Raw genomic sequence first — 24,002 nt, forward strand, 5'->3', positions numbered from 1 at the left:
CCGCTCACCTCCCGGACGATTCAAAGCGAATCACTTCACAAGGAATATTCGCTTTTTCGGCGCACTCAATCATGTTCTTTGCCCCGGCGGACGCTCCATCCCAAAATACAATGGCCGCATCCGCGATCTGCGCCATTTCCGCGTTGCGTTTTACAGCGGCTGCCTTTCCGTAATAATGCCAATTTGCAGGGTGCTCTTCCAGTTGATATCCTTTTTGCCGGGCGTACTGTTCCCCCAGACGGTCGGCGCCTTTGGCTGTTCCGCTGACGATCACTACGGGCTTTTTCGGCGCCAGTTTTTGCAAATACGCGTCCACCGCACTGGTCAGTGTGGAATAATCCGCAAACTCTCTGCTGCCAGCAATCACAAGGCGAAACGCATCTTTGCGGCTGCTTTTTTCGGGGGCATCACGGACCACCAAAAAACAAACTAATTCAAAGTCATCCAGACCTTTGATCTTATTGGCCAGAAAACTGATTTGCTCGCCACCCAAAAAGCTGTTAATGTCGCTTTCGGCTTTCACTTCAATGATGGAAGCAATGGCATCCCCCAGCAAACGGGAAAAGCCTTCCATGTTTTTTCCGTCATGCGTTTCCTTGTTGAAAGCACGGTACAGCTCCGGAATAGGCTGCGTTTTCCCCTTGCAGAGATACCGCATCTTATCCAGCATCTGCTTTGGAGAAAGATGGTCGCAGATAATCTCTCCCGCTTTGCTGATATAAACCATATAGAATGGATGCAGCCGGTTTTGATGGTCGATGTTGACCGCACCGGAACGATTCTTTAAAACAAAAATCACACCGGCAGGCATATCCTGCGTTGCGGCAGTCACTGCATGAAGGCCAAAAGGTGCGTGCTCAATATCAGGATGCTCTTTCATGTAATCCAGCAAGTCCAGCCGGAACTCATTGAGTCCCAAGTCCATGATGGAAATCCCGCTGGACATTTCCTCAATGTCCACCACTTCTTCCTGCAATCGGCGCAGCTGCGCTTTGCGGTACTCCAAATCGGTTTTTTCTTCCTCGCTCAGAATGTTGTCATCGCCGGTGGCGGTCATATCCACAATTTTCATGCGGGTTTCCACTTTGGCTTTCAGATCGATATATTCGTCCAGCGTCACATCCGGCCAGAAATTCACAAGCTGAATACAGGCGTTTTTACTGCCGATACGGTCAATTCGGCCAAAGCGTTGAATGATGCGCACGGGATTCCAGTGAATGTCGTAATTGATAAGATAATCGCAGTCCTGTAGGTTCTGGCCCTCGGAAATGCAGTCAGTGGCAATCAAAATATCAATGCTGCGGTTATCGCCGGGCATCAGCAAATGCTTGTCCTTTGAGATGGGCGAGAAACAGGTCAGAACCGTATTCAAATCACTGCGCAATTTGGGCACAGTGGTACGGCCCTCCACATTGCCGGACACCATAGCCGTATGCAGGCCAAAGGTTTCCAGCATGTAGGAGCCTACATTCTCGTACAGGTATTCAGCAGTGTCGGCAAAAGCAGTGAAGATGATGACCTTACGGTTACCGGGATTGATCGGGTTCTCCACTTTATTTTTCAAAACCTGCAGCAGCTTTTGCAGTTTACTGTCATACTGCGGCGTAATATCGCCCACCATCAACGTGAGCAATTCCAGAACATCCCGGTCTTTTACCAGACTTCTTCGCCATGACACATAATCCATGTCGCCAATTTCGATTTTGACCTTGCGGCCAAAGGTGAACAGGTCGTTTTCGCTTTGATCGTCAGCATCAAACTGGTCTTCCATGTTGCTGATGTCGGTCAGGCTCAATGTATCACCTACGTTTTTATCATAGGCATCGATACGCTGAATCGTATCGTCAATCAGGGCAAGAATCCGCTTTAGGGTCAAATTGAACGAATAGACAGAGCTTTCCATCCGCTTCATCAGATTGATGGCGGTCAGGCGGCGGATGCCCTGTTCACGGTTGGCCTGGGTGAAGCCGACATTGACTTTATTGTCCTGATAGAGCTCCGCGTACTTTTCTATTTTGCTGCCCTGAATAAAGTGCGTTGGAGTATAGATGGTTAAATCGAGCTGCGTCAACTGCTCAAAAATCTGATTGTAGTTGATAGCTTCTTTCAAATCCGTCAGTTGGGGACGCAAGGAAACCGGCTTCAGGCGGGTCGGAAATGTCCCGATGGCGCTGGTGTCGTAATATTTCTGGATATGTTTGCGCGAACGCGCAATGGTTACGGAATCCAGCACTTCAAAGAAGTCGAAGTCCAGCATTTTGAGCAGGTTTTCGGTGGTGCGTTCTTCCGGCGGCCATTTGCTCCATGTATTAAAAGCCTGCTGTGCATTTTTGAAGATATCATCAATGCTGCGGGTTGTATTCAGCTTTTCATCGATCAGTTCGGTATTGCCTTCGTAGGCAAGCGCCAACTGATTTTTCAAATCGTTGAAGCGGTTATTGACCGGCGTGGCGGACAGCATCAAAACTTTCGTCTTGACGCCTGTACGGATCACTTTATTCAAAAGCCGCAAGTAACGGTTTTCTTTTTCTCCCTCTTGGCCGGACAGCTTTCCGCCGTTTCGGAAATTGTGAGACTCGTCGATTACAACAAGGTCATAGTTGCCCCAGTTCAGGCGATCCAAATCAAGGCCATTTGATTTGCCATAGTCACGGTTCAAATCTGTATGATAAAGCACGTCATATCGCAGGCGGTCTGACGCAATGGGGTTGTTAACATAATTATCTTTATAGGTATTCCAGTTGTTGGTCAATTTTTTAGGGCAGAGCACCAGCACCGATTTGTTCCGATTTTCGTAGTATTTTATCACGGCCAAAGCGGTAAAAGTTTTGCCCAAACCTACGCTGTCGGCCAAGATACAGCCGTTGTATTTTTCCAGCTTATTGATAATGGCCAAAACGGCGTCGCGCTGGAAGTTATAGAGCATACTCCAAATTTTGCTCTGCTTGAAGCCTGTGGCCTCATTGGGAAGAACATCTTCTGAAATATCCTCCAGAAACTCATTGAAGATATTATACAGCGTCACAAAGTAGATGAAGTCCGGGGCATTCTCAGCATAGGCGGCTGAAATGTTTTCGATTACTTCATCGGTAACATTCTGAAGTTTCTTCTCATCGTTCCAGAGACTGTCAAACAGCTCCATATAGAGATTTGCAAACGGGGCCTCTGTTTTCTGCACGATATTATAAGCATAATTGCCGCGTTCACAGCCGAGGTCTACCGTCGTAAATCCGTTGACCGGCATATAGTTCTTATCGTCCAGATTGATAAACCCCGGCATATTCTCATTGGTGACATTGGATTTGAACGTAACTTTCTGACGGATCCAATCTGCACACTCTTTTGCAATGGATTTTTGTGACAGTTCATTACGCAGTCGGATTTCAAATTCCGTACCGTAAAGACTGCGCTCACGGTTAAGACGAGGAATATAGAACTCCCGCTTTTCTTTTTTGGTCTTTTCGGTTGTAAAAGTGGGCGAGGTGAAAATAAAGCGGAGATCTTCGATATTTTGCAGTTCCGCTTTCAATTCCTGAAAGGCATAGATGGAGAAACAGGCTGCCGCAATCGACAACCGGCTGCCCGTTTTCAGCTCTGCGGCTAAATCATCTCGCAATATTTTCGTCGTATTGTTTATGAGTTCCATCTATGTACCGACTCCTCACTGCTTTCGTCTCAAAACAACTGTCATTCACCTTGTAAAAGTCCCTATAGCCGCCATTTTTATTGGGTTTTCTTTAGTATAACACACCTTTCGACTGTACAACACCGCTTTGTATTTTAAAAAATAATTTATAAAAGAGTGCCAATAGGCTCCTGCTTCCACATTGGGACGTCCCAATGCAGAAAAGGTGAGTCTATTGGCACTCTTTTTAGGTTGATTCTTTTGTCCCGTATGGGTAAACCCTAAAAATACAATGGTCTGGAACATAAACTGTCGTCTTTTTATTTTCACCCTTCCTGAGACAGGCAATGGTCTCTTTTGTGTCCACTGGTTTGTATATACTCCAAGCAGAAAGGAGATGAGATTCAATGAGTGCTTTCTGTTTTATGAAAAAGCCGAATGGGCAGAGCTGCGGTTCGATCATGTACCGCTGTCCGAAATGCGGTGCAATCGGCTGCATCCGGGAAGGTTGCCGCAATCAAAACTGGGTCAACTACCGCTGCGTTCGATGCGGTGGTATGAAACGCGAAATTCCAAAATAAACGAAAGGACAGGATGCCAGTCCCATGATCTATTTTTTGAACTGCTTTCTGCAGTCGGAATCCGGTGCCCCGGTCTTCCGCGATCCGTCCGTAGTCGATTTGTTTCCTTCTTTTGGCGATGCATATGCCGCCGGAAAACAATTTTTCCATCGACAAATAGATCTGCTGAAAGAGGACGATCTCTCGCGGGAAGAATGGATGACGTCCGGCTGGTCTTACCTTTTTGACATTCGGGAATACAGCCCGGCCTGCGAATGGAAGCGGGAATGGATGTTTCGTTTTGACGGGCAGCCGCTTCATTCACGGTGGGTACTGTATCAAAACGGAATCGGCGTAGAAGCGCCTTGTGCGCAGGTGCCCGGGATACTTCTACGCCGTGCACAGGATTACCATCCCGGAGATCTTGTCCTTCTTCGGCAGAAATACGGAGTTCCTTTGTGGAGCGTTGTGGTGGAAATTGTCCCTTGCCGCAACGCATCCCGAACCTTTCCCGAAGCGGACGGTTCGTTTTGGCTTTCCGGCCTCACGCTGAAGGAAGAATTTTTCTCTTTGGATGAAATCGACCCTTGTCAAACAGAGCTGCCCCCCAAAACAGCCGTTCCGCCGCCGGATCTTCTGCGACTGTCGGAATGGATTCGTTCCGGCAAACCGCTTTTGGAACCGCTGTTTGACGCTGCGTGCCAAGGTCTTCTCTGCACGTCGGACCTGGTGCGAATCGGGGATCTTTTGGCCTAGTTCATATTGCAGACGCTCCTTCGGCAAAATTGCGTGGGAGCGTTTTTTGCACAGGGACCATTTCTGTCCAACCTCTTTCGTTATACTGTTTACAAACCGGAAATCAATCGTCTGCTCTAAGGAAGGGAAATACATGAAAAAAGGACGAAAGCTTGGACAGCTGTCCCTGGAAGATCTGCTTCGCGTCGCGGACAAAGATGAAACCGAAATTTCTTCCCGGGATCTCGGGCGGATCATCGACAAGCTGCAACGGACACAGAATCAGTTGAAAAAGCGGGAGGAAATTCGCTCACAGGCAGAAAAGGCTAAAAAAGAGCAGGAAGAACGGAAACAGCAGGAATTACACATCCGCGAAGTAACCTGCATGGATCTGCCGCTCGCCTGGGAAAACGTTTTTGAACATGACCAGCGCACACAGGGTGTCCACGCGGAAACCCCTGCGGACGGGCTGATTCTCAGCCTGAATACGCTGGGAAGAGTGGATATCGAATACATCTCTTCTGTCACCGGGCTTGACTGTAAAACGGTGATTGGCGCGCTGAAAGGTTCTATTTATCAAAATCCGCTAACATGGAACGAGTGTTTTTACAAGGGCTGGGAAACGGCCGACGAATACCTTTCCGGCAATCTGCGGCGCAAATGGCGCGAAGCGAAAAAGGCAAACGAAATTTATCACGGCTATTTCGCAGACAACATCACCGCGCTGGAAAACGCCTTTCCGCCTGCTGTTCCATCGAGCGAGATTTACGTTTCGCTGGGGTCTCCCTGGGTTCCCGCAGACATCATCGATGCGTTTATCGCTCATATCCTGAACGATCTGTCCTTCCTGGGGCCTGTGATTTACAACAATCAGGATTGGCCGTGCACAAAGCACGATCCGGTGACAGGAAGCTGGGAGATTCCGAACAAACGCCGCGCGACCGGTGTTCGCGCCACCAAAACCTACGGCACGCGCCGGATCAATGCCCTTCAAATTCTGGAAAAGACCTTGAACATGCAATCCATTTGCATCACTGACCCCACTGCGAACGGAAAAAAGCGGGTGCTGAACCAAAGCGAAACCGTTCTGGCGCTGGAAAAGCAGAAAAAAATAATCGAAGAATTCAAAAAGTGGGTCTGGACCGATGATTCCCGGAAGCGGCGGCTGGAGTTTATTTTCGAGGATAAGTTCGGCTGTGTGCGGCAGCGCAGGTTCGACGGCTCCTTTCTGCAATTTCCCAATCTCTCTCCATCCGTTCAGCTCTATCCGTACCAGAAAAACGCCGTGGCCCGCATTCTGTTCACTCCCAATACGCTTTTGGCCCACGATGTGGGGTCCGGAAAAACGTATATCATGATCGTCGCCGGCATGGAACTTCTGCGCATGGGGCTTTCCCAAAAGAACATGTTTGTTGTTCCCAACAACCTGACCGGCCAATGGAAAGACGCTTTTCACAGGCTGTATCCGTCAGCCAAGCTGTTGTGCGTCACACCCGAGACGTTTTCGCCCGCCAAACGGGAAACCGTTTTGCAGCAGATCCGCGACGAATCGTTCGACGGCATTCTCATTGCTTACAGCTGCTTTGAGCAGATTCCTGTTTCTAAAAACTATCACCGGGACCGGTTGACGAAACAGCAGGCGAGCATCGAAAAAAACATACGGGACATCACTGCCTCAACCGCACGTCTGAAAAAAAAGCAGAAAGCCATTCAAAAAGCGCTGGCAGAGCTGAATGCCACATTGGACGATGCCTTCCAGAGCATCTGCTTTGATGAGCTGGGCATCACCCGGCTGTTTGTGGACGAGGCGCACAACTTCAAAAACGTTCCCTTTGAAACCCAAGCGAATGTTCTGGGCATCAACGCACAGGGGTCCAAAAAATGTCAGGAAATGCTGGACAAGGTCCATATTGTGCAGCGGCAAAACAACGGCTGCGGCGTCGTATTTGCCACCGGGACCCCGATCACCAATTCCATCACAGACGCATACATTCTCCAAAAATATCTCCAGGAAGGTGAGCTGACGTTGCTGGAACTGCAAAGCTTTGACAGCTGGGCAGGCATGTTCGCGGAACAGTGCGAAGATTTTGAAATCGATGTGGATACCCGCCGGTACCGGCTGGCGACCCGCTTTTCAAAATTCCACAATCTGCCCGAACTGACGGCTCTTCTTTCCTCTTTTTCCGATTTTCATGCGATGGACAGATCCGACGGGGTGCCCGAAACCGACGGGTACACCGATGTGATCACACCGAAGTCAAAAGAGTTCGAAGCCTATCTTCAAGACATTTCCGACCGCGTGGAGCAGGTGCGCAGCGGAAACGTCTCCCGTTCAGAGGACAATATGCTTCTCATTACCACCGATGGAAGAAAAGCCGCCCTTGACCTGCGGCTGGTGGACCCGGCCGCCGCTTTTTTCGATTTGTCCAAAGTGGCCCTCTGCGCCGAAAACATTCTGAACATTTACAGCAAGACTTCTGCGGCCGGGAGCACGCAGCTGGTTTTTTGCGATACATCCATACCAAAAGCAACCTTCAACATTTACGATGAACTGAAACGACTTTTGCTGCTCGGCGGAATCAGGGAAAGCGAGATCGCCTTTGTGCACGACGCTGATTCCGAGGCCAGGCGAAAGACTTTGTTCGGGAAAGTGCGCACCGGCGAAGTGCGTGTTCTGGTTGGTTCCACATTCAAACTTGGGCTCGGCGTCAACGTGCAGGACCGTTTGATTACGCTGCATCATCTGGATGTTCCCTGGCGCCCCGCCGATATGATCCAGCGGGAGGGCCGCATTCTCCGCCAGGGCAATACCCATTCCAAAGTACAGATCTTTCGCTACATCACCCAGGGCAGCTTTGACGCCTATTCCTGGCAGCTGCTGGAGACAAAGCAGCGCTTTATCGCCTCCCTGCTGGATGGTTCTCTCACACAGCGCAGCATGTCGGACATTCAGGACACTGTGCTGACCTACGCCGAGGCCAAAGCGCTGGCGGTGGGGAACCCGCTGATCAAAAAGCGTGTGGAAACCGCCAACGAACTGACCCGTCTGATCACGCTGCAGAAAAAAACAGAAGAGACCCGTCTGCTTTTGGAAAAAGAAGCCGCGGAGATTCCGGGGCAAATCGAACGTTTGAAAGAGCGTATTTCCCGCGGCACCGATGATCTCGCCTTCTATTCTCAATGGAAAGAAACGCAAACTCCCCCCGACGCCAATGAGAGAAAACGTCTGCGGGAAGAACTGCATCAGGCGCTTGCCGCACACATTTGGGAAACGAAGGAGCTCCCCCTTTTCTCTTTCTGCGGTTTTTCCGTTGTCCTGCCGGCCGGCATGACCCGCGATAAATTAGGTGCCTGGCTGCAACGTTCCGGCAGATATTATGTAAATCTTTCCGGCAAGGAAACCGGCGATCTGGTACGTTTGGAACACGCTTTGGAAAACCTTCCCCGGCAGCTGAAAAAGTGGGAAAAGAATATTTTTTCCATACAAGACAAAGCGCTGCATATAAAAGAAGAACTGCAACGGCAAGAAAGCTTTACAGAACAAACGGAAGCATGCCGAAAAGAGCTGAAAATGCTCGATCAAAAATTAGGAGTGAACCATTCATGAGTGAAATTCGTCTTTCCAACATGCCCACCATGACGGTTGGACAACTGACGCAGCAGCTGGCCGATGCCTACTGCACCCTGATTCGTGAGGGGATACCCGTCAAAACCATGCCTTCCGTGATGCTTTGGGGGCCGCCCGGCGTAGGCAAATCCCAGGCCGTTCGACAAATCGCCCAACGAATCGAACAGGAAACCGGCAAAACCGCCGTTGTGACCGACGTGCGGCTTTTGCTGTTCAACCCCATCGACTTGCGGGGCATTCCCACCTCCAACGCCGACAAAACGCTGGCGATCTGGCTGAAACCTCAGATCTTTCAAATGGACCCCGGCGACGACGTGATCAATCTGCTTCTTTTGGACGAAATTTCCGCGGCGCCGCAGTCTGTGCAGGCCGCCGCCTATCAAATCACACTGGACCGTGTGATCGGCGAGCACAAACTGCCGGAAAACTGCATCGTGCTGGCAGCCGGCAACCGAACCACCGACAAATCGGTCGCCTTCAAAATGCCCAAGGCGCTCGCCAACCGTCTGCTGCACATCGAAGTGGAGGGAAATTTTCCGTCCTGGCGCACATGGGCTGTACATGCGGGAATTCACAGCAAGGTCATTGGATTTCTGTCCTTTTCTCATGCGAAACTGATGACATTCGACGCTTCCTCGGACGATCTCGCCTTTGCCACGCCCCGCTCCTGGGAGATGGTCAGCAATCTTTTGAATTACATCAAGGATGATCCGGACGAACTGCTTCCGCTGATCGCCGGTCTGATCGGCCCCGGTGTGGCCACGGAATTCTGTACCTGGTGCAAAATCTACCGGGAACTGCCCGACATCCAGGACATTTTCGATGGAAAAATGCCGCAGCTGCCCAAAAGCAGCGACGCAATGTACGCCCTTGTCTCCTCTATGACATCCTACGCACAGAGCCACAAAGAGGATCTTGTGCGCATTGCCAACTCCATTTGTTACGCGCAGCAGATGCCGCCGGATTTTTCCGTAGTACTGATGAAGGATTACATGAATCTTGCGCCCCATTACCGGGAAAAACTGCTGACCATTCCGGAATTTGTGCGATGGATGCAGACGAAAGGACGGCTGCTGAATGGCTCTGTCTGACGATCTGATCCGGCGGTACACGCGCAGCCTGCTGCTCTCCCGGATGCGCATTCTGTGCAACCACGGCTTTTACGGGCTTCTTTTGATGCATTTGAGGTATTCTTTGGACGAAACAATCAAAAAGGTGGCGACGGACGGGGAAAAGATTCTGTTTCATCCGGACTTTTTGAACCAGCTGACCGATCAGGAGCTGGACTATGTGATGATGCACCAAATTGCTCATATCGCTTTGCAGCACTGCACGCGCGGCGAGCAGCTCGATCAGGAACTTTTTCACGTCGCCTGCGACATCGTAGTCAATTCCTATCTGCTGCAGGAAGCCGGCGGAGATCCGGACAGCATTTCCCTGCATCCGAACGGGCCGTGCATTCACACGCTTCCGGACGGCAGTGAGGGCTATCTGTACACAGCAGAACAGGTGTACGAAATTTTGCAAAAAGCGTCCTCCCCCGGCTCGACATCCAAGGACCAACATCAGGATCCGAATTCAAATTTTTCTTTGGAGCAATGGGACGACCACACTCGCTGGGCGCACTTGCAGCAGAACAACCTATTTGGCTTGGTCTGGTCGCAGCGGGCCCGAGCGGCGGCGCAGATCACGAAAAAGCGAACATCCGACCGCAACCTGCCTCTGCTGGCAGAGCGTCTCTTGCATGCGCTGCGAGACCCGCAGACGGACTGGCGAGTGATTCTGAATAATTTTATTCAGGAAGAAATCACCGACTATTCCTTCACACCGCCGGACCGTCGCTTTGATGACAGCCCGTTTTTCCTGCCGGATTTTAACGACAAAAGCACCGTAGTCAAAAACATTCTGTTCATGATCGACACATCCGGCTCCATGTCGGACGAAATGATTACGGCGGCCTACTCGGAAGTTCTGGGGGCCCTCGTACAATTCGGCGGCAAGCTGGAAGGATGGCTCGGCTTTTTCGACGCTGAGGTCATCCCTCCGCAGCCCTTTTCCGATGAGAGCGAACTCAAAATCATCCGGCCCGCGGGTGGCGGCGGAACCAGTTTTGAAATCATCTTTCAATACGTAGCCGACCACATGGCGCAAGATCCGCCCGCCAGCATCATTGTTCTGACGGACGGTTATGCTCCCTTTCCGCCGCAGGCGCTCGCCCAAAACATTCCGGTGCTGTGGCTTTTAAACAACGAATCCGTACAACCACCCTGGGGAAAGGTCGCCCGGCTCAAGCTCTGACAGGAAAAAGCCGACGGCAATGTCCGTCGGCTTTTTCCTGTTTCAAGTATCGCTCCATACCAAGCGGCCTCCGCGCCCGGAATACGGCGAACGGATGATTTTCCCGTCCTTGCTGCTGTTCAGTCGCCCGCGCTGAAATCACCGTTTCCCTTACCGCCATTTTGCCCCTCTTTCAAAGACGCCATTGTTCCAGCTGCCAAACTACTTTTTTGGGTATTTCTCTGCCGCAAAGTTCTCCAAGGGTCAGTTTCTGCTGCGGCTTTTCAAGCCATACAACCTCCAGCCCCTGTTCTTTCAGATGGTGACGCAACATCCGTTCCGGTTCTTGTTTACGCTTTTCGTAAAACGCAGGCGCGCACAGGATTCGAAGATTTACGTTCTGCGTTTCGCACAGTGCGATTAAAAAATCCATGTATTCCACCATGCATCGTCCGTTTGCCAGCATGCTGACTGAAACGACAAGATCCACTTGCTCATAGCGGGCGATCAGCTTTTCCAGAATCACGCGGTTGTTTTCAAGGCTGTTCATCATGGACTTTTCTGCGAGTGCAAAGAAGTTCCGCCCAGCCACGATGCCCGCAGGGAGAACGGCTTGCTGCGAACGCAGCTTGCCCGGGATTCTTTCCTCCGCGATTGCCGCACCCTCGCCCCGCGCGTAAATATGCACCAGACTTTCATCCGGCTCCATTTTATAATCTGATACCAGATATGCCGATTCCTCCGTCAACAGGATCAACCTTCGGGCAGGTGCCAATCGGTGTAGAGCAAGTTCCCCAATGATTCGCTCGCGCATACTGACTTTTGCCAATGTATGATCATCCATGAGAACTTTTTCGAGATCCGGAACTTCGTTTTCCAGGTTTCGCCGGCGGATTTCTTCCAGGTCGAGGATGCTCCGGTCAAATTCCCGCTCGATCTGCGCTTTTTGCACCTGCGCCGTTTCTCTTTCTTTTTCCGGCGCCGTTTTGGGCGGAAAGCATGCAACCATGCACACCTTCACACCTTTTTCCCGAAAGGCACGCGCTGCGGGCAGTGCGTATTCACTGTCTTTCTGGCCCAATACGGCCGAGATGATCACCAGGTTGTATCGTTCGGTCATTGTTTCCAGAAGCTTTATCGTCTTCGGGTCCTGCTCTGCGGTCTCCCGGGCAAGCGGCGCGGCAAGGAGCACCGGCGTGTTCTCCGTGCCCTCTGACCACGCATCTTTCGCCGGCTGTAAATCATTGTCCCAGTTGAACTTGTAATATTCCTCCTGCAATATCGCTTCGATGTCTTCCTGCACGGTGAGTACGCTCTGTACTTCCGTGCAATAAACGTCACCTGTCTTGACGAATGCTGCAAGCGCCGATGCAGTTTTTCCAAATGCGATCAATCCAACCATTTTTCGCTCCCTCCTTTGATGCTTTCATCCTATCACCACAGATGGCCCTTTTTCGGCGCACAAAAAACTCCCGCTCAGCCAAAATCTGAGCGGGAGTTTACACAGAGTCAGGGATTCTTTGTGATTTCCATATTTTCAATTTTTTGATTGCTGTATCGACTGGGGTGGCAATCGATTTTCGCAACTGTTTTCACTCCGGCGCTGCGGAAAACATCTTCAATCTCGCCCATCGTTGTTTCGGTATAGCAACTCGCACTGTACAAAACCACTGTGTCACATTGTAAAAGCTCGATTTCTTTTCGTATAAAATCTTTGTACTTTGCAATATAAGCAGCAAGCACTAAGTTGTCGCATTCGGAACATCCGCCTCGCTTGTTTAAATTCATATAGGCGCAGTCTTCCAGGTTCTTCTGCATCGTATGCTCTTTTTCAAGAAGCTTGTTCAATGTTTTCGAAAGGCAGTTGCGATATTTTGTCTTTGCACGCTTCACATCTGCTGAATCGCTGGTTGAAGGTTGATTCAGCACAACTTCGTTTTTCAACCAAAAATCCTTTTCTCCAACCTTCATATCTTTGCTCAAGTTGGATTCCTTGCAGATAAAGAGCACACTGCCTTTCTGTGCATTGCCCAAGCGGCCGTCTTTTGTGAAATTACATTTCGCCGCTTCTTGTGGTTCAAAGTGATGCTTCTTTCCTTTATCCTTTTCTTTAAACTGACAGGTTTTCTCCCAGTTCCCTTCTTCGACTTCCGCCTCGTGTGCCCGTTTCCACAAACAGAAAAGCTCCTCGATCGTCGTTGCCCGCTTTGCCCGTTCTTCCAGTTGGCTGAAACTTTCTCCCATGACTTTTCCTCCCGTCTCAAAGTTCATATTGCTGCGCTGCTTCGCGCAGATCGCTTTTCACCTGTTCCGCCAATGACTGTGGGGAAAGAATTTTTGTGTGCACGGCATACTGCATGGCCCATTTGCGCATGGCCTGCAGGTTCACTCGCACCCGGGCGCTCACTTCGTCCTGTGTCTCATCGAAAAATTCAATTTCGCTGCCGAACCAGTCGATCACTTCGCTGACAAGATATTTCCGGAGCCGGAAGGTCACCGGCGCGCTCTCGCCGGTGAACATATACACGTGCTCCGCCATGTGCCGCGGCAGATGAAACCCGTTTTCCAGCCCCCTGACCTTGCGGGCGGGCTTTGCCGGCGTATCCAACACCCGGATGTCCGCGATGCGGTCCAGACGGTAATGGGCCACATCCTCGTATTTGTCGTAATTCCCGATGAGGTAATACCGGCCGTTCACCGCCGCCATCTGATAGGGATTGACAATGTATTCCCGCACTTCGCCCGCACTGTTTTTGCGCGGATGCGCCTTTTTGTCCGTGCCGTAGGCGAGATAATGAAACGCCACCTGCCGGCCGCGGGAGATTGCGTCGTCCAGCGTTTCAATGGTGAGGAACAACTGCCTGTTTTCGGATGCCGTATCCGGGAGCGTTCGGATGTGCCCCACCTTTGCCCGAAAATAGCGGTTCGAAAGTCCTTCCAGCTTTTCCACCAGCTGCCTGCACTGACTGTACGGAATGTGTTTGGAAAACAGCAGTCCGTCGATCAGCAGCCGCAGCTCTCCGTCGGTGAAATCGTGCACCAGGTAAAAGTCGGTCAGGATCGTACTCTCTTCCCACTCGCCGGTCTTCGCATTCTTCACCCGGCGGGTTGTCTCGGTGTACTCGATCTCGTAGCCGAATTCCAGCAGATCCATCAGGTTCCGCTTCACCGCTTTGCGGCCCGCTTCCATGCCGTATTCTGTTTTGAGAAGCGTTTCGATCTCCTTCTGGCTGAGCCGGTGTTCCTCATCGGTATACCGCTTTAAAATGTCCAGAATATTGACGATCAGCAGCTTTTTGGGCTGCGGTGCGTGCATGCTTCTCACCTCCGCTGCAATCGTTTTTCATCTTTATCATATCATACTTCGGATCTCTTTTTAATGCGTATCCGAAGATTTCCGTTCCGGGTATAAAACGCCTTTTGGAGCGCATTGCTGGTTTCCGTGAAATCAAGCGATGTCCATGGCAGATAATACGTTTCTTCGAGCCCTTCTTCATACTTCACATAAATGGAGACAATATCACGCTGAGCGCGCACGCGCTCCAGAAAACGCCAATTGCGTATATGATCCCTCACACCCCACAGCAAGCCGCTGAAACGATGCACTTCTTTTTCAATGTCCCAATACAATTCCATTTCACAGAAATCAGCATACGTGATTTTTTCAATGTTTCCGAACTGCTTCTCGATCTCTTCGTGAATCCCGCTGATTCTGAACTGGTGAAACCATCGGACCGGTATCTCCACGGACTCACAATTTTCAAAACAAAATGAGACCATCTCCGCCTTTTTCACAAAACTCCTCCTCTCACGCTTCCTGTGCAGTCATTGACCGGTGTGCACGGATTCCTTCTCCGGTCGGCCGGCTGCGCCCATCTTGGCTAAAATTTCTTCTACCTGCTGCGCAATCACTTGATCCGCCACGTCTAAACAGTTCACCAGAGTAAACTTTTCTATTCCCATGGCACGTGCCATCTCCCGTATTTCCGCCTCGGCAACTTCCCGGACACATTCGCCCGCCTGTCGAAGCTGTTCCAGTGCCTCCCGCGCCTGCTCCGCTCTTTTGCTTCCCTCGAAATGAAACGGACTCTGCGCCACAACCTTGTGGGGAATTCCCATCTCGCGCAGCCATCCGGCCAATACCGATGTCCCGCCCGTACCGGTTCCTCCGCCCAGACATGCGATCAGGATCACCATGTTGTACCCTCGCACCGCCGCGCAGACCTGTTCTTTCGACTCCTGCATGGCCCCTTGTCCCAACTTCGGGTCTGCCCACGACCCTCTTCCGAGGCAGAGTCTTTCTCCCAGTTGGAGAATTTTTACTCCTCTGGATTTATGAAGCATCAGCGGACTCATATCTGTGTTCATCGCCAGCGCATCCACCCGGTCACTCAGACGCCCTGCATCAACCATTCTGCCCAGAGCATTGCCGCCACCCCCGCCGATCCCCACCAACAAGATGTCCGATCTTTTTTCCTGTTCCATTGTGCTTTCTCCGTTTCTGTCAAGTATTCAAGGCTCTTTAGTACTCCGTTGGAAAGCTGTTCGGCGGTCACATTTTCATCCGACGTCAATGATCTTCGTCTTGTCGTTTCATCTTTGCACTAATCCATTTTCCCCGCAGTTCAGGTAGTGCCATTCTTCGGCCGGATTGGCACCTGCATAGAAATTCTTGCATCGCGGACAGCACGCGACGAGGTTTTGGATTTTTCTTACTCGTTTTTTGTCCTCGAAATTGCGCCCATCTCGACTAAAATTTTTTCCACCTGCTGCACGACCACCTGATCCGCCAGTTCGAAACAATTCATCAGAGTAAACTTTTCTATTCCCATGGCACGTGCCGTCTCCTGTATTTCCGCCTCGGCAACTTCCCGTACACATTCGCCCGCCTGTCGAAGCTGTTCCAGCGCCTCCCGCGCCAATCCCGCCTTTCTGCTCCCTTCGAAATAGTACGGAATCTGCGCTACAACTTTGTGGGGAATTCCCATCTCGCGCAGCCACCCGGCCAATACCGTCGTCCCACCTGTACCGGTTCCTCCGCCCAGACATGCGATCAGGACCACCATACTATACCCTCGCACCGCCGCGCAGACCTGCTCTTTGGCCTCTCGCATAGCCGCCTCGCCTACCTCCAGGTCGTACGCACCTCTCCCACGGCAAAGATTTTTTCCCAGTTGGAGGATTTTCACTCCGCTTCTGTCTTGACGGATCATCAAAGCGCTCAAATCTGTGTTCATCGCCAGCGTGTCCACCCGGTCACTCAGACGGTCTGTGACAATCAGGCTGCTCAGAGCATTGCCGCCGCCCCCACCGATGCCCACCAGCAGGATGTCCGCTCTTTTTTTCCGTGAATGTTGGTTTTCCTGTTTCACTGTAAAGACCTCTCTTTCTGCATCGCTTCCGGAATCGTTTCCGCACCTGTAAAATAGCAAAACGGATGCGCCAAAAAAGGCCCATCCGCTTGGTTATCTCACGTAAAATGTTTCGCCGGTATCCAGACAGATCGCGCCGAGCGTCCCGCCCGAACCGCAGCCGCAGTCGATGGCAATGTGTCCATTGGCGCGGAAAATTGAATCCTTCTGTGTATTTCCGGGGATGCAGGCCACCGGTGTGTGCCCCGTCACCAGAAAACGGTCTTTGTAATACCGCTTTGTGTAATCAAGCCGCGTCCAGATCCACTCGTGCAGCCCGTAGTCCCACAGCGGCCGGTTCTCGGAAAAATTTTCCGGCCCTGCGTGCGCCAGCAGATACCGGTTTCCGTTTACGGTTACCTCCTCGTACAGTTCAAATTCCAGCAGGTACTCCAGCACCGCTTTTCGCCGTGCGGCGTCCAGCCGGCGGAATCCTTCCAGTGTCGTCTGTCCGCCTTCCTGCTGCCAGTTCCAGAGATCCCGGACGGTTTCGGCGGAAAACTCCGAAATCGTCTCTTCTGTGATCTTCTTTACCAGCGCACGCAGACACAGCACGGCCATATATTCGTGGTTTCCCAGAACCGGCCGCACATTGGGGCGCTGCATCATGTCCAGCAGGATCGGGACCGGCTCCGGGCCGCGGTCCACCACATCGCCCAGAATATACAGCGTATCTTCCTCGCGAAGCGGAATAGCCTCCAGCATCCGGCGGTACTTTTCATAGTCCCCGTGAATGTCCGACATACAGTAAATCATCGTTTTCCTCCGGCTTTTCTCTGTACGTTCCGTTTTCAGTTTACTGCAATCGATATGACTTTTACAGGCCATCTTCCGGGTGCTGTCCGAAGCATTGCCGTTTTTCTGCCGTCATACAAATTCGAACGTCAGGGTGTTGCATCCGGTAAACGCGTCTTCGTCCATGTCGATTGCAATGTTCGGAAGGAAAATGGTATCGAGACTTTTACAGTCTGCAAATACTCCCTCGCCGATGGTCATGACCTCTCTGGGAATTGCAATGGAACGAAGTTTCCGGCATCCCTGAAATGCACATTTCTCGATCTTCGTCACGCTCTCCGGCAGGCGGATCTCCACAAGGCGGCTGCATCCCTCAAAAGAACCGTAAGCAATCGTGCGGACTCCTTCGGGAATGGTGATGGCGGTAAGACTTTTACACCCTGAAAAAGCCTGCCTGCCGATCACGGTGACACGTTCCGGAATCGTAATTCGCCTGAGCTTTCGGCAGTTCTGGAAAGCACATTCCCCGATGGCTGTTACACCCTCCGGAATCGTAATCCGGCTCAATGCTTGACAATCGTGAAAAGCAGACGCCTCAATGGTCGTCACGCTCTTCGGCAGGATGATTTCCCTGAGATTTTTGCATCCGATAAAAGTGCCAAAACGGATCGTGGTGACTCCTTCCGGAATGGTGAGGCATGTAAGCTTTTCACATCTTTGAAATGCATTTTCGCCAATGAATGTCACTTCTTTTGGAACAGAGACAGCGGCAAGGCTGCCGCAGTTCAAAAAAGCGCCTTCCTCAATGCAAGTCAACGTGTCCGGAAGGGTAACAGCTGTCAGGCTTGTGCATTCCATCAAGACTCCGGTTTCAAGCGTTGTTACACCATCCGGAATGGCAATCGCTTTCAAACTCCCGCACAATCCAAAGGCCATTTTGCCAATGGCCGTCAATCCTTTCGGGAGGATCATGTCCTCCAGTTTTTCGCAGTCGAAAAAAGCGTAATCGCCAATGCGCTCTACGCTCTCCGGTATCGTAATGGATGCAAGGTTTACACAGCCGCGAAAGCTCTCTTTCTCAATGACCGATACTCCCTCCGGAATCGTTATGGCTGTAATGCTTTCGCAATTCAGGAAAGCATGGCGGCCGATGGAAACAATACTCCCGGGAAGGGAAATCTCCGTCAGATGGTCACATCCGGAAAAAGCAGCGTTGCCTATCACGGTCACACCGTCCGGGACTGTAATGGCTGTCAGATTTTCGCAATCCTGAAAGACACGCGGCTCAATCTCCGTCACTCCCTCCGGAATGACAACTTCCGTCTCTCCCGGCTCCGGCCTGTAGTCCATTAAAATGCCGTGTCTGATTCTAAATGACATCCCAATTTTCCTTTCCGCTTCTCCAATCCATACAAATTCGCGATGATAATCTGTCCCACATGACTATACCCTTATGAGACAGGTAAATAAAACAAAAACAAGTGCCAATAGGCTTGCTTTTCTTCATTGGGATGTCCCAATCAGGAAGCGGCAGCCTATTGGCACACTGTTTTATCAGGTATGATTTATTCGACGGAACAAATTACACCAGATATGTTTTCTCCCATTGCTGCATATGCTCGTAAGAACCTTCCGTCAGATCCGAATTATCAAACAGCAACTGCGGCATTTCCGTGCCGGTTTTTATAAGTAAAGTGAAGTTAGACCATTCATCGGAAAAATTCGCACGAAGCAGTTGCGCAATCTGCGAAAATGCTTTCTCTAGAGTTTTCTCAGACAGGCTGAGTTCCTGATACATTTTATAACACTGATGCCACTTTTGATTTTCTTCCGTCTTCACATAGTAATAAATCATGTAAGAAGCAGCTGTCACTTCACCGTAAACGGCAACCTGCTTCACATTAGCTTTTTCCGGAATCGTTTGTTGGATCATTTCGGATATCTGTTTTGCTAACATGTCTTTTTTCATTTCTCTCACCTGCCGCACACATTGTCAAACACTTTTTGAATCTTTTTATCTTTCGTTTCCACAGTATAAGTGAACCCACTGGGTCGGATTCCCTGCTGATCATCGTATCGAACCTCAATTTTGATTTTGGGGTTCTCACCGTTTTCCAGCATTTTTGCGACAGTCAACTCCATCGACTTATAGTCGCCCCGATTCAACTTTGCGTCCATCGGAACAATATTCAGCCACGATGCATCCCCTCCCAGCAACTTTGCCACAAGATGTCCACCATCATCACTATCGACGCGATCCAGTCCTCCGCTTGTTCTCTGGTCCACTTGATTTCTTACGCTGTCCTCTTCCGGAAAACGCGGATACCCTTCTATCAGCGTCACACGCCCTTGGTCGTCCGTGTGGTATGTAAACCCATCTAAAGTATACTCGGCATTGGGGATTCGATATTCGTGCACAGTTTTTTCGCTGATATTCCCCACACGGAAACCAGCCACCTTACCATCATCGTCCGTATAATAGGTAATCGTTTCACTTTCCAGCGTCTCGGAAATCTTTCCCCGCTTTACCGGCGGTTCCCAAGATTCGATATCCTCGATTTTTTCCGCAACGCGTTGTATCCGGTCCTCGGCTGCGTCCTGTGCATCAATTAAATCGGATGCCGGATCAAAGGGATCACAGTATTCCTGCGCCATTCGCGGGATGAGAGACGAAAGGCTTTCTGCCCTAAACTCCGCCATTCCGTTTCTGGTATCCAAGTAAAAATTGGCCATATCGCGTTCCGCCACCGGCCTTGACATATCTGACAGGATGTTTTTTAATTTTGCGTTTTCCAAGCCAAACAGCTTATCACTAATTACATCATACACTGCCATGTGCTCTACGAAAGGACCATTGTAGAACATCTTGTCAATTTCCTTAAAGGCTTGCTCACTGCTCTCTTCGTACAGCGCATTGACCTTGCCTCTTAATTCATATCTTGCATCATCCACTCCCAGTTTTTTTAAAGCTTTATCTAAAGAATGTTCCTCGACTTTACTTTTCAGAAAATCTCCGTACGATTCTATCCTCTGCAGAGCATCCTGCATCGAAGCTACCTGTTGTTCTCCAGCATGAGAAACTGCTTCCAACGCTTTTGCAAAAGACTCTATTCCCAAGCTCATCCAATCGCCCCTCTCTGCATGATCATCTCTCGCCAAACATTTGCCGTATCAATATTCCGCATATCCTCGATGCAGGCGCCTTCTATCGCAAGCGTAATCAGAAGTTGCTGCTGCTCTTCATCAAAAAGTTCAAGATAGCTGCCGATTGCCTCTCTTGCAGCGGTCTCTACCTTTTTTGCATCCACATCCTTTTTTTCTTGCGCAAATCGCGACATCCATTTACTCGCCTGAAAGAAAGACGCTGCTATGCGGGTGCGCAGGATGCTCCGTTCAGACCTATTCTGCGTATACAGATACTGAAATACAAAATATTTCAAAGAAACTTTCAAATCAGCCTTTACCACCTGTAACCTGAACTCATCCACATTTTCCGGCACTTGATCTTTCACAAGAATATTCAGAATTTCGCGTTCCACCATCGCTTGGCGCACTTTCGCGGAACTGTATCGCGCTGCTCCCTTATATTCCTTTCTGTCCGTAAAATGATCGACCTTGCACAGTACCGGAGCAAGCCATTCGTTCTGATATACAGCCGCCACACCCATGGGGAGCTTGGCCAGCTCTTTGATCTGATCGTCGTTCAGCCCTGCGGCCTTGCCCACCAGTTCACGGTCGCCCTGATCCGGCAGACGCATGATGATTTTGGTGTTTGTGTTCCGGATCACCGCCATATCCATCAGACCGGGCGCCTGATCAGCGATGATGAAGCCCTCGCCGTAGGTGCGCATCTCCGCGATTGCATTGCCCAGCATCTCCACCGATTTGCCCAGCAGATTGGCGCTGTCGCTGCTCTGTTCCGTGGAAGTGCGTTTCAGCAGATTGTGTGCTTCTTCCAGCACGGTCACATGGCGCAGGTCGCTGTCCGTGCCTTTTTGCCTCGCCATGCGGTATTCCTGAAGCTTCATTACAAGTAGCCCCATCAGCAACGCTTTGGTTTCTGTGGAACCGACACGGCTGAGAGCAACAATCACATTTTTATCGAACAGATCCTCATCACGCAGAGCATCGGGCGTAAAGATCTGGCCGTTGAGACCCGTTGTCAGGGATTTGACGCGGGTGACAAGTGCGCCTTTGTAATCACCGCTGGTATCCGCTGAATAGTCCGTTTCGTTTACGACAATTTTAATTTGTTCCAGAACATCTGCAAAAGTTGGGAACAATCCATCGTCATACTGATTGACACTTTCGACGAGATCCCAACCGGCGGCGACATATGCACGCTCGCAGGCATCCTTCAAAATCGCAGGCATAGCAGCATACATCGGCCAGCACACATTGAAAATTTCCACCAGTCGGTCCAGGTGCTCCAGCACATGAATACCCCTAACAGGGAAGCTGAACGGATTGATGCGCAGCAACTCTGTCAGCTGCGGGTTGGTGCCGTATACTGCAACATCTTCGCGTCCGCCGAAGGCGCCCTTATATTCGCCTTTGGCCGGTTCTACTACTAAAAAATGAACCGAATCGTCTTTTGTCAGCTCATTCAAAATGTGATACACCGTATTCGATTTGCCCGCACCCGTTGAGCCGGTGATGAACGTATGGGCAGTGAGGCTTTTGTCCGACAGCTTTACGGAAACATTCTCGTCCACCTTGCCCATCCGATACAGATCTCCCAGCCGCAAATTGCCGCTTTCCGGCGGATTGCAGTCAAATTCCGCATGCTGCATTACCTGAACACCAGGGAAAGAGCGTTTCGGCAGACCAATTTCCAGAGCCAGTTCCTGACCGCTGATCAACATGGCAGGAGTGACTGCCGTTTCTGTGTCTCCCATTTGATATTGAAACTGCGGATGGAAAAAGCCGCCCAGATAACGCGCAATCTCTTGTGCCTGCCTGCCCTGCCACGAATTGATCTGGGTCGACTGCAGCGCAGATTTTTCGCCGCGCATCAGCGCATTGTAGACGCACGCCGCACGCGAGCAAACAACCGGGCTGTCGGATACAACATATGCCGCGCTGGAAAACGCGCCGAAACCGGAGCACAAATCGATCCGCTTGATGTTTTCCTCGATGATTTTCAGGATATCCGTAATGCGCCGATCTTCGTAAGTAAACTGCACAGTACGCCCGTTGGCACTGCTTTGCGTATTGGTCTGCGTGTTGGAAAGCGCGCGGGAATCGCTTTCGTTTGTTCCGTGGCTGCTGGAAGTGGAATGGGTGTCAGAAGTACTTGTATTGGTTCCTTCGGAAGTATTGTTGATGAAGGGTGTAATAAGTGAATCAAGTCCTGGTATGCCGGCAATACCGCCGACTACTGCAGCGCCGGTCAATGCACCTAAAGGGCCTCCGATAATTCCACCTACGACTGCACCAGCTACTTTCAGACCAGCTGCAGCCTGCCCACTTTTATTGATGTTCTCCGTATGGCTTGATCCTTCCGTGTACGTATGCGAATCCGATTCTGTCTCCGTGTCCGAAGTTCCTTCCGTATGCGTATCCGTCACACCTTCCGAGAGAGCCAAGCTGTCTGTGTCGGTTTGGTTAAAGCTGTAAGAGGACTTGCCAAATGAACTCAGCTGAGAATAAATCTTCTCATAGCTGCGTTTCATTTCCAGCAATGCGGCTCTTTGCACAGGGTCTGCTTTTACCAGCATGGTATAGCTGCAGCCGCGAAGAGAATCCACCATGTTTTCGATTCCCTGTACAAACCCTTCGATATTGAATTTGTCCTCGCCGCCGCGCAGCGAAGGCAGACCGGAAATCGCTGTGACATTTTCACCTTGCACAAACGCTTCGCTCAACTGACGGACACAATCATTATCGCACAAATCCAGTTCGCTGCCTGCAAAATTCCCGACAAAGGCATCCTGAAACGCCGTTCCCTGGCTGGCATCGTTCGCTTCCGTCAACTGCACACCGATGTAATAATCCGTCTTTTTGCCGTCCGATGTAACAAGAACCATCACAGGCGTATCCTGCGCATACGCGGTATACAGCACCGTTGTGATTTTCTGCAGAAAATTCTCCTTAGGTGCATACACAACCTTATCCATATGATAAAGCCGTGTCCACTGCGCAATGTCCTCCATTTGCTCCTGCATCTGCTCTGACATCGGAAGGATCGGACAACTGTTAAGATTGGCCACATAATCCGTTGTCACCAGTTCCAAAGCGCGCTGCAACCCTTCGCGGCGCGTCGAAAGATCACGGGGATCAATCGTCTGCTGCGCATTTTGCGGCATCAAGCCATTTCTCAAATCATCCATATCTTCAGTCTCCCTGTATATACTCGAACAACCATCGATTTTTCTGCGCACTGTTTGCTGTCATTTTATGCCTCTTCATAGCCTTCAAACGCACGGAAAGCGGACGTTTTGCCCATTCCGGTGAATGAGGGCTCATTTTATTAAGAGGTAGAGCAGAACCGCCGCCACGGCAACGCCCCCGGCTACCAGCGGCCACACCTTTTTGGTCTGACCGCTTTTCGGAGGGTTTTGCACTGTCCTCTGAGTGTCGCTTTTATAGGACGCACCAATCTCCCGCGCGGTTATCCCGCTCGGACGATGCGGCTCGAACCGAGGCTGCGGCTCCGGCTTCGGCGAATGCATTTCCTCCGGGAACAAATAGCGCCCCAGTTTCTTGGTGTCCTCAATGCGCTCGGGGCAGAAGTTTTCTTTTAAATATGCAACAGAAACTGCAAAATCGTCCGCTTCTAATGTCTGATCCTTCCGGTCAACACGCTCCGCGTATAGCGGCTTTATTGATTCATCAAACGGCTCATAAATATCCACACCTTTTACGTCCCGTACATATTCTAATGCGTCTTCAAACTTGCTCGTTGTAAAGGTACGATCAAATGGGCATATATTCGCTATTACGCGTCGGGCACTTTTTATATTTCCTTCTTGTAATGCCTGATCAATTAAATGAGTCATCTCGAATTTTTTATAACTCATAAAAATTAC

General features: G+C 50.6%; 19 protein-coding genes. 5 read left to right on the top strand and 14 right to left on the bottom strand.

The annotated features are described in order from the left end of the window. Positions 1–4: 4 nt before the first annotated feature. The gene (locus ACKTS9_RS04895; RefSeq protein ID WP_407879314.1) at positions 5–3,646 is read right to left on the bottom strand and encodes an SLOG family protein; all 3,642 of its coding nucleotides are present in this window, start codon (positions 3,644–3,646) and stop codon (positions 5–7) included. Positions 3,647–3,691: 45 nt separating this feature from the next. Further along, positions 3,692–3,931 carry a hypothetical protein gene (locus tag ACKTS9_RS04900; protein ID WP_407879316.1) on the bottom strand — a complete coding sequence of 80 codons (240 nt, stop codon included), beginning with the start codon at positions 3,929–3,931 and terminating at the stop codon, positions 3,692–3,694. A 101-nt stretch (positions 3,932–4,032) separates the two neighbouring features. Between ACKTS9_RS04900 and ACKTS9_RS04905 the strand changes: the two genes are divergently transcribed. From ACKTS9_RS04905 to ACKTS9_RS04925, 5 genes are all read left to right on the top strand, one after another. Continuing rightward, positions 4,033–4,206, top strand: a complete 174-nt coding sequence (locus ACKTS9_RS04905) for a hypothetical protein (RefSeq protein WP_407879318.1) — start codon at positions 4,033–4,035, stop codon at positions 4,204–4,206. A gap of 24 nt (positions 4,207–4,230) precedes the next feature. Next, complete coding sequence (locus ACKTS9_RS04910; RefSeq protein WP_407879320.1) at positions 4,231–4,941, top strand: hypothetical protein; 711 nt, start codon at positions 4,231–4,233, stop codon at positions 4,939–4,941. 133 nt (positions 4,942–5,074) lie between these two features. Next, positions 5,075–8,527, top strand: coding sequence for a DEAD/DEAH box helicase family protein (locus tag ACKTS9_RS04915; RefSeq protein ID WP_407879322.1), 3,453 nt, complete (start codon positions 5,075–5,077; stop codon positions 8,525–8,527). Further along, complete coding sequence (locus tag ACKTS9_RS04920) at positions 8,524–9,639, top strand: ATP-binding protein (RefSeq protein WP_407879325.1); 1,116 nt, start codon at positions 8,524–8,526, stop codon at positions 9,637–9,639. The genes ACKTS9_RS04915 and ACKTS9_RS04920 overlap by 4 nt, the downstream gene beginning before the upstream one ends. After that, positions 9,626–10,846 carry a DUF2201 family putative metallopeptidase gene (locus ACKTS9_RS04925; RefSeq protein ID WP_407879327.1) on the top strand — a complete coding sequence of 407 codons (1,221 nt, stop codon included), beginning with the start codon at positions 9,626–9,628 and terminating at the stop codon, positions 10,844–10,846. Before ACKTS9_RS04920 ends, ACKTS9_RS04925 begins: the two co-directional genes overlap by 14 nt. A gap of 172 nt (positions 10,847–11,018) precedes the next feature. On the opposite strand, the gene ACKTS9_RS04930 is transcribed toward ACKTS9_RS04925, so the two are convergent. The 12 genes from ACKTS9_RS04930 to ACKTS9_RS04985 all read right to left on the bottom strand — a co-directional run bounded on the left by ACKTS9_RS04930 (position 11,019) and on the right by ACKTS9_RS04985 (position 23,993). Further along, positions 11,019–12,227 (bottom strand): hypothetical protein, encoded by a 1,209-nt coding sequence (locus tag ACKTS9_RS04930; RefSeq protein WP_407879329.1) that lies wholly within the window; start codon positions 12,225–12,227, stop codon positions 11,019–11,021. A 107-nt stretch (positions 12,228–12,334) separates the two neighbouring features. Further along, positions 12,335–13,069, bottom strand: a complete 735-nt coding sequence (locus ACKTS9_RS04935; RefSeq protein WP_407879331.1) for a hypothetical protein — start codon at positions 13,067–13,069, stop codon at positions 12,335–12,337. 16 nt (positions 13,070–13,085) lie between these two features. Further along, positions 13,086–14,141 (bottom strand): helix-turn-helix transcriptional regulator, encoded by a 1,056-nt coding sequence (locus ACKTS9_RS04940; protein ID WP_407879333.1) that lies wholly within the window; start codon positions 14,139–14,141, stop codon positions 13,086–13,088. Positions 14,142–14,182: 41 nt separating this feature from the next. Next, on the bottom strand, positions 14,183–14,620 hold the full coding sequence (locus ACKTS9_RS04945; protein ID WP_407879335.1) for a hypothetical protein: 438 nt from the start codon (positions 14,618–14,620) through the stop codon (positions 14,183–14,185). Between the two features lie 30 nt (positions 14,621–14,650). Further along, positions 14,651–15,310 (bottom strand): hypothetical protein, encoded by a 660-nt coding sequence (locus tag ACKTS9_RS04950; protein WP_407879337.1) that lies wholly within the window; start codon positions 15,308–15,310, stop codon positions 14,651–14,653. Between the two features lie 227 nt (positions 15,311–15,537). Next, complete coding sequence (locus ACKTS9_RS04955) at positions 15,538–16,197, bottom strand: hypothetical protein (protein WP_407879339.1); 660 nt, start codon at positions 16,195–16,197, stop codon at positions 15,538–15,540. Positions 16,198–16,290: 93 nt separating this feature from the next. Next, positions 16,291–16,992, bottom strand: a complete 702-nt coding sequence (locus ACKTS9_RS04960) for a metallophosphoesterase (RefSeq protein WP_407879341.1) — start codon at positions 16,990–16,992, stop codon at positions 16,291–16,293. Positions 16,993–17,103: 111 nt separating this feature from the next. Then, positions 17,104–18,351 carry a leucine-rich repeat domain-containing protein gene (locus ACKTS9_RS04965; RefSeq protein ID WP_407879343.1) on the bottom strand — a complete coding sequence of 416 codons (1,248 nt, stop codon included), beginning with the start codon at positions 18,349–18,351 and terminating at the stop codon, positions 17,104–17,106. A 202-nt stretch (positions 18,352–18,553) separates the two neighbouring features. Beyond that, a complete protein-coding gene (locus ACKTS9_RS04970) occupies positions 18,554–18,940 on the bottom strand; it encodes an immunity protein YezG family protein (protein ID WP_349216681.1) in 387 nt (128 codons plus the stop codon). A gap of 5 nt (positions 18,941–18,945) precedes the next feature. Then, positions 18,946–20,094: a DNA/RNA non-specific endonuclease gene (locus ACKTS9_RS04975; protein ID WP_407879346.1), complete on the bottom strand. Its 1,149-nt coding sequence runs from the start codon at positions 20,092–20,094 to the stop codon at positions 18,946–18,948. Continuing rightward, positions 20,091–23,303, bottom strand: coding sequence for an ATP-binding protein (locus tag ACKTS9_RS04980; protein ID WP_407879348.1), 3,213 nt, complete (start codon positions 23,301–23,303; stop codon positions 20,091–20,093). The genes ACKTS9_RS04975 and ACKTS9_RS04980 overlap by 4 nt, the downstream gene beginning before the upstream one ends. Positions 23,304–23,435: 132 nt before the next feature. Further along, positions 23,436–23,993, bottom strand: a complete 558-nt coding sequence (locus tag ACKTS9_RS04985) for a hypothetical protein (RefSeq protein WP_407879350.1) — start codon at positions 23,991–23,993, stop codon at positions 23,436–23,438. Positions 23,994–24,002 lie beyond the last annotated feature (9 nt).

The sequence above is a fragment of the Owariibacterium komagatae genome (genome assembly GCF_045865535.1).
Classification (GTDB): Bacteria; Bacillota; Clostridia; order Oscillospirales; family Ruminococcaceae; genus Ruthenibacterium; species Ruthenibacterium komagatae.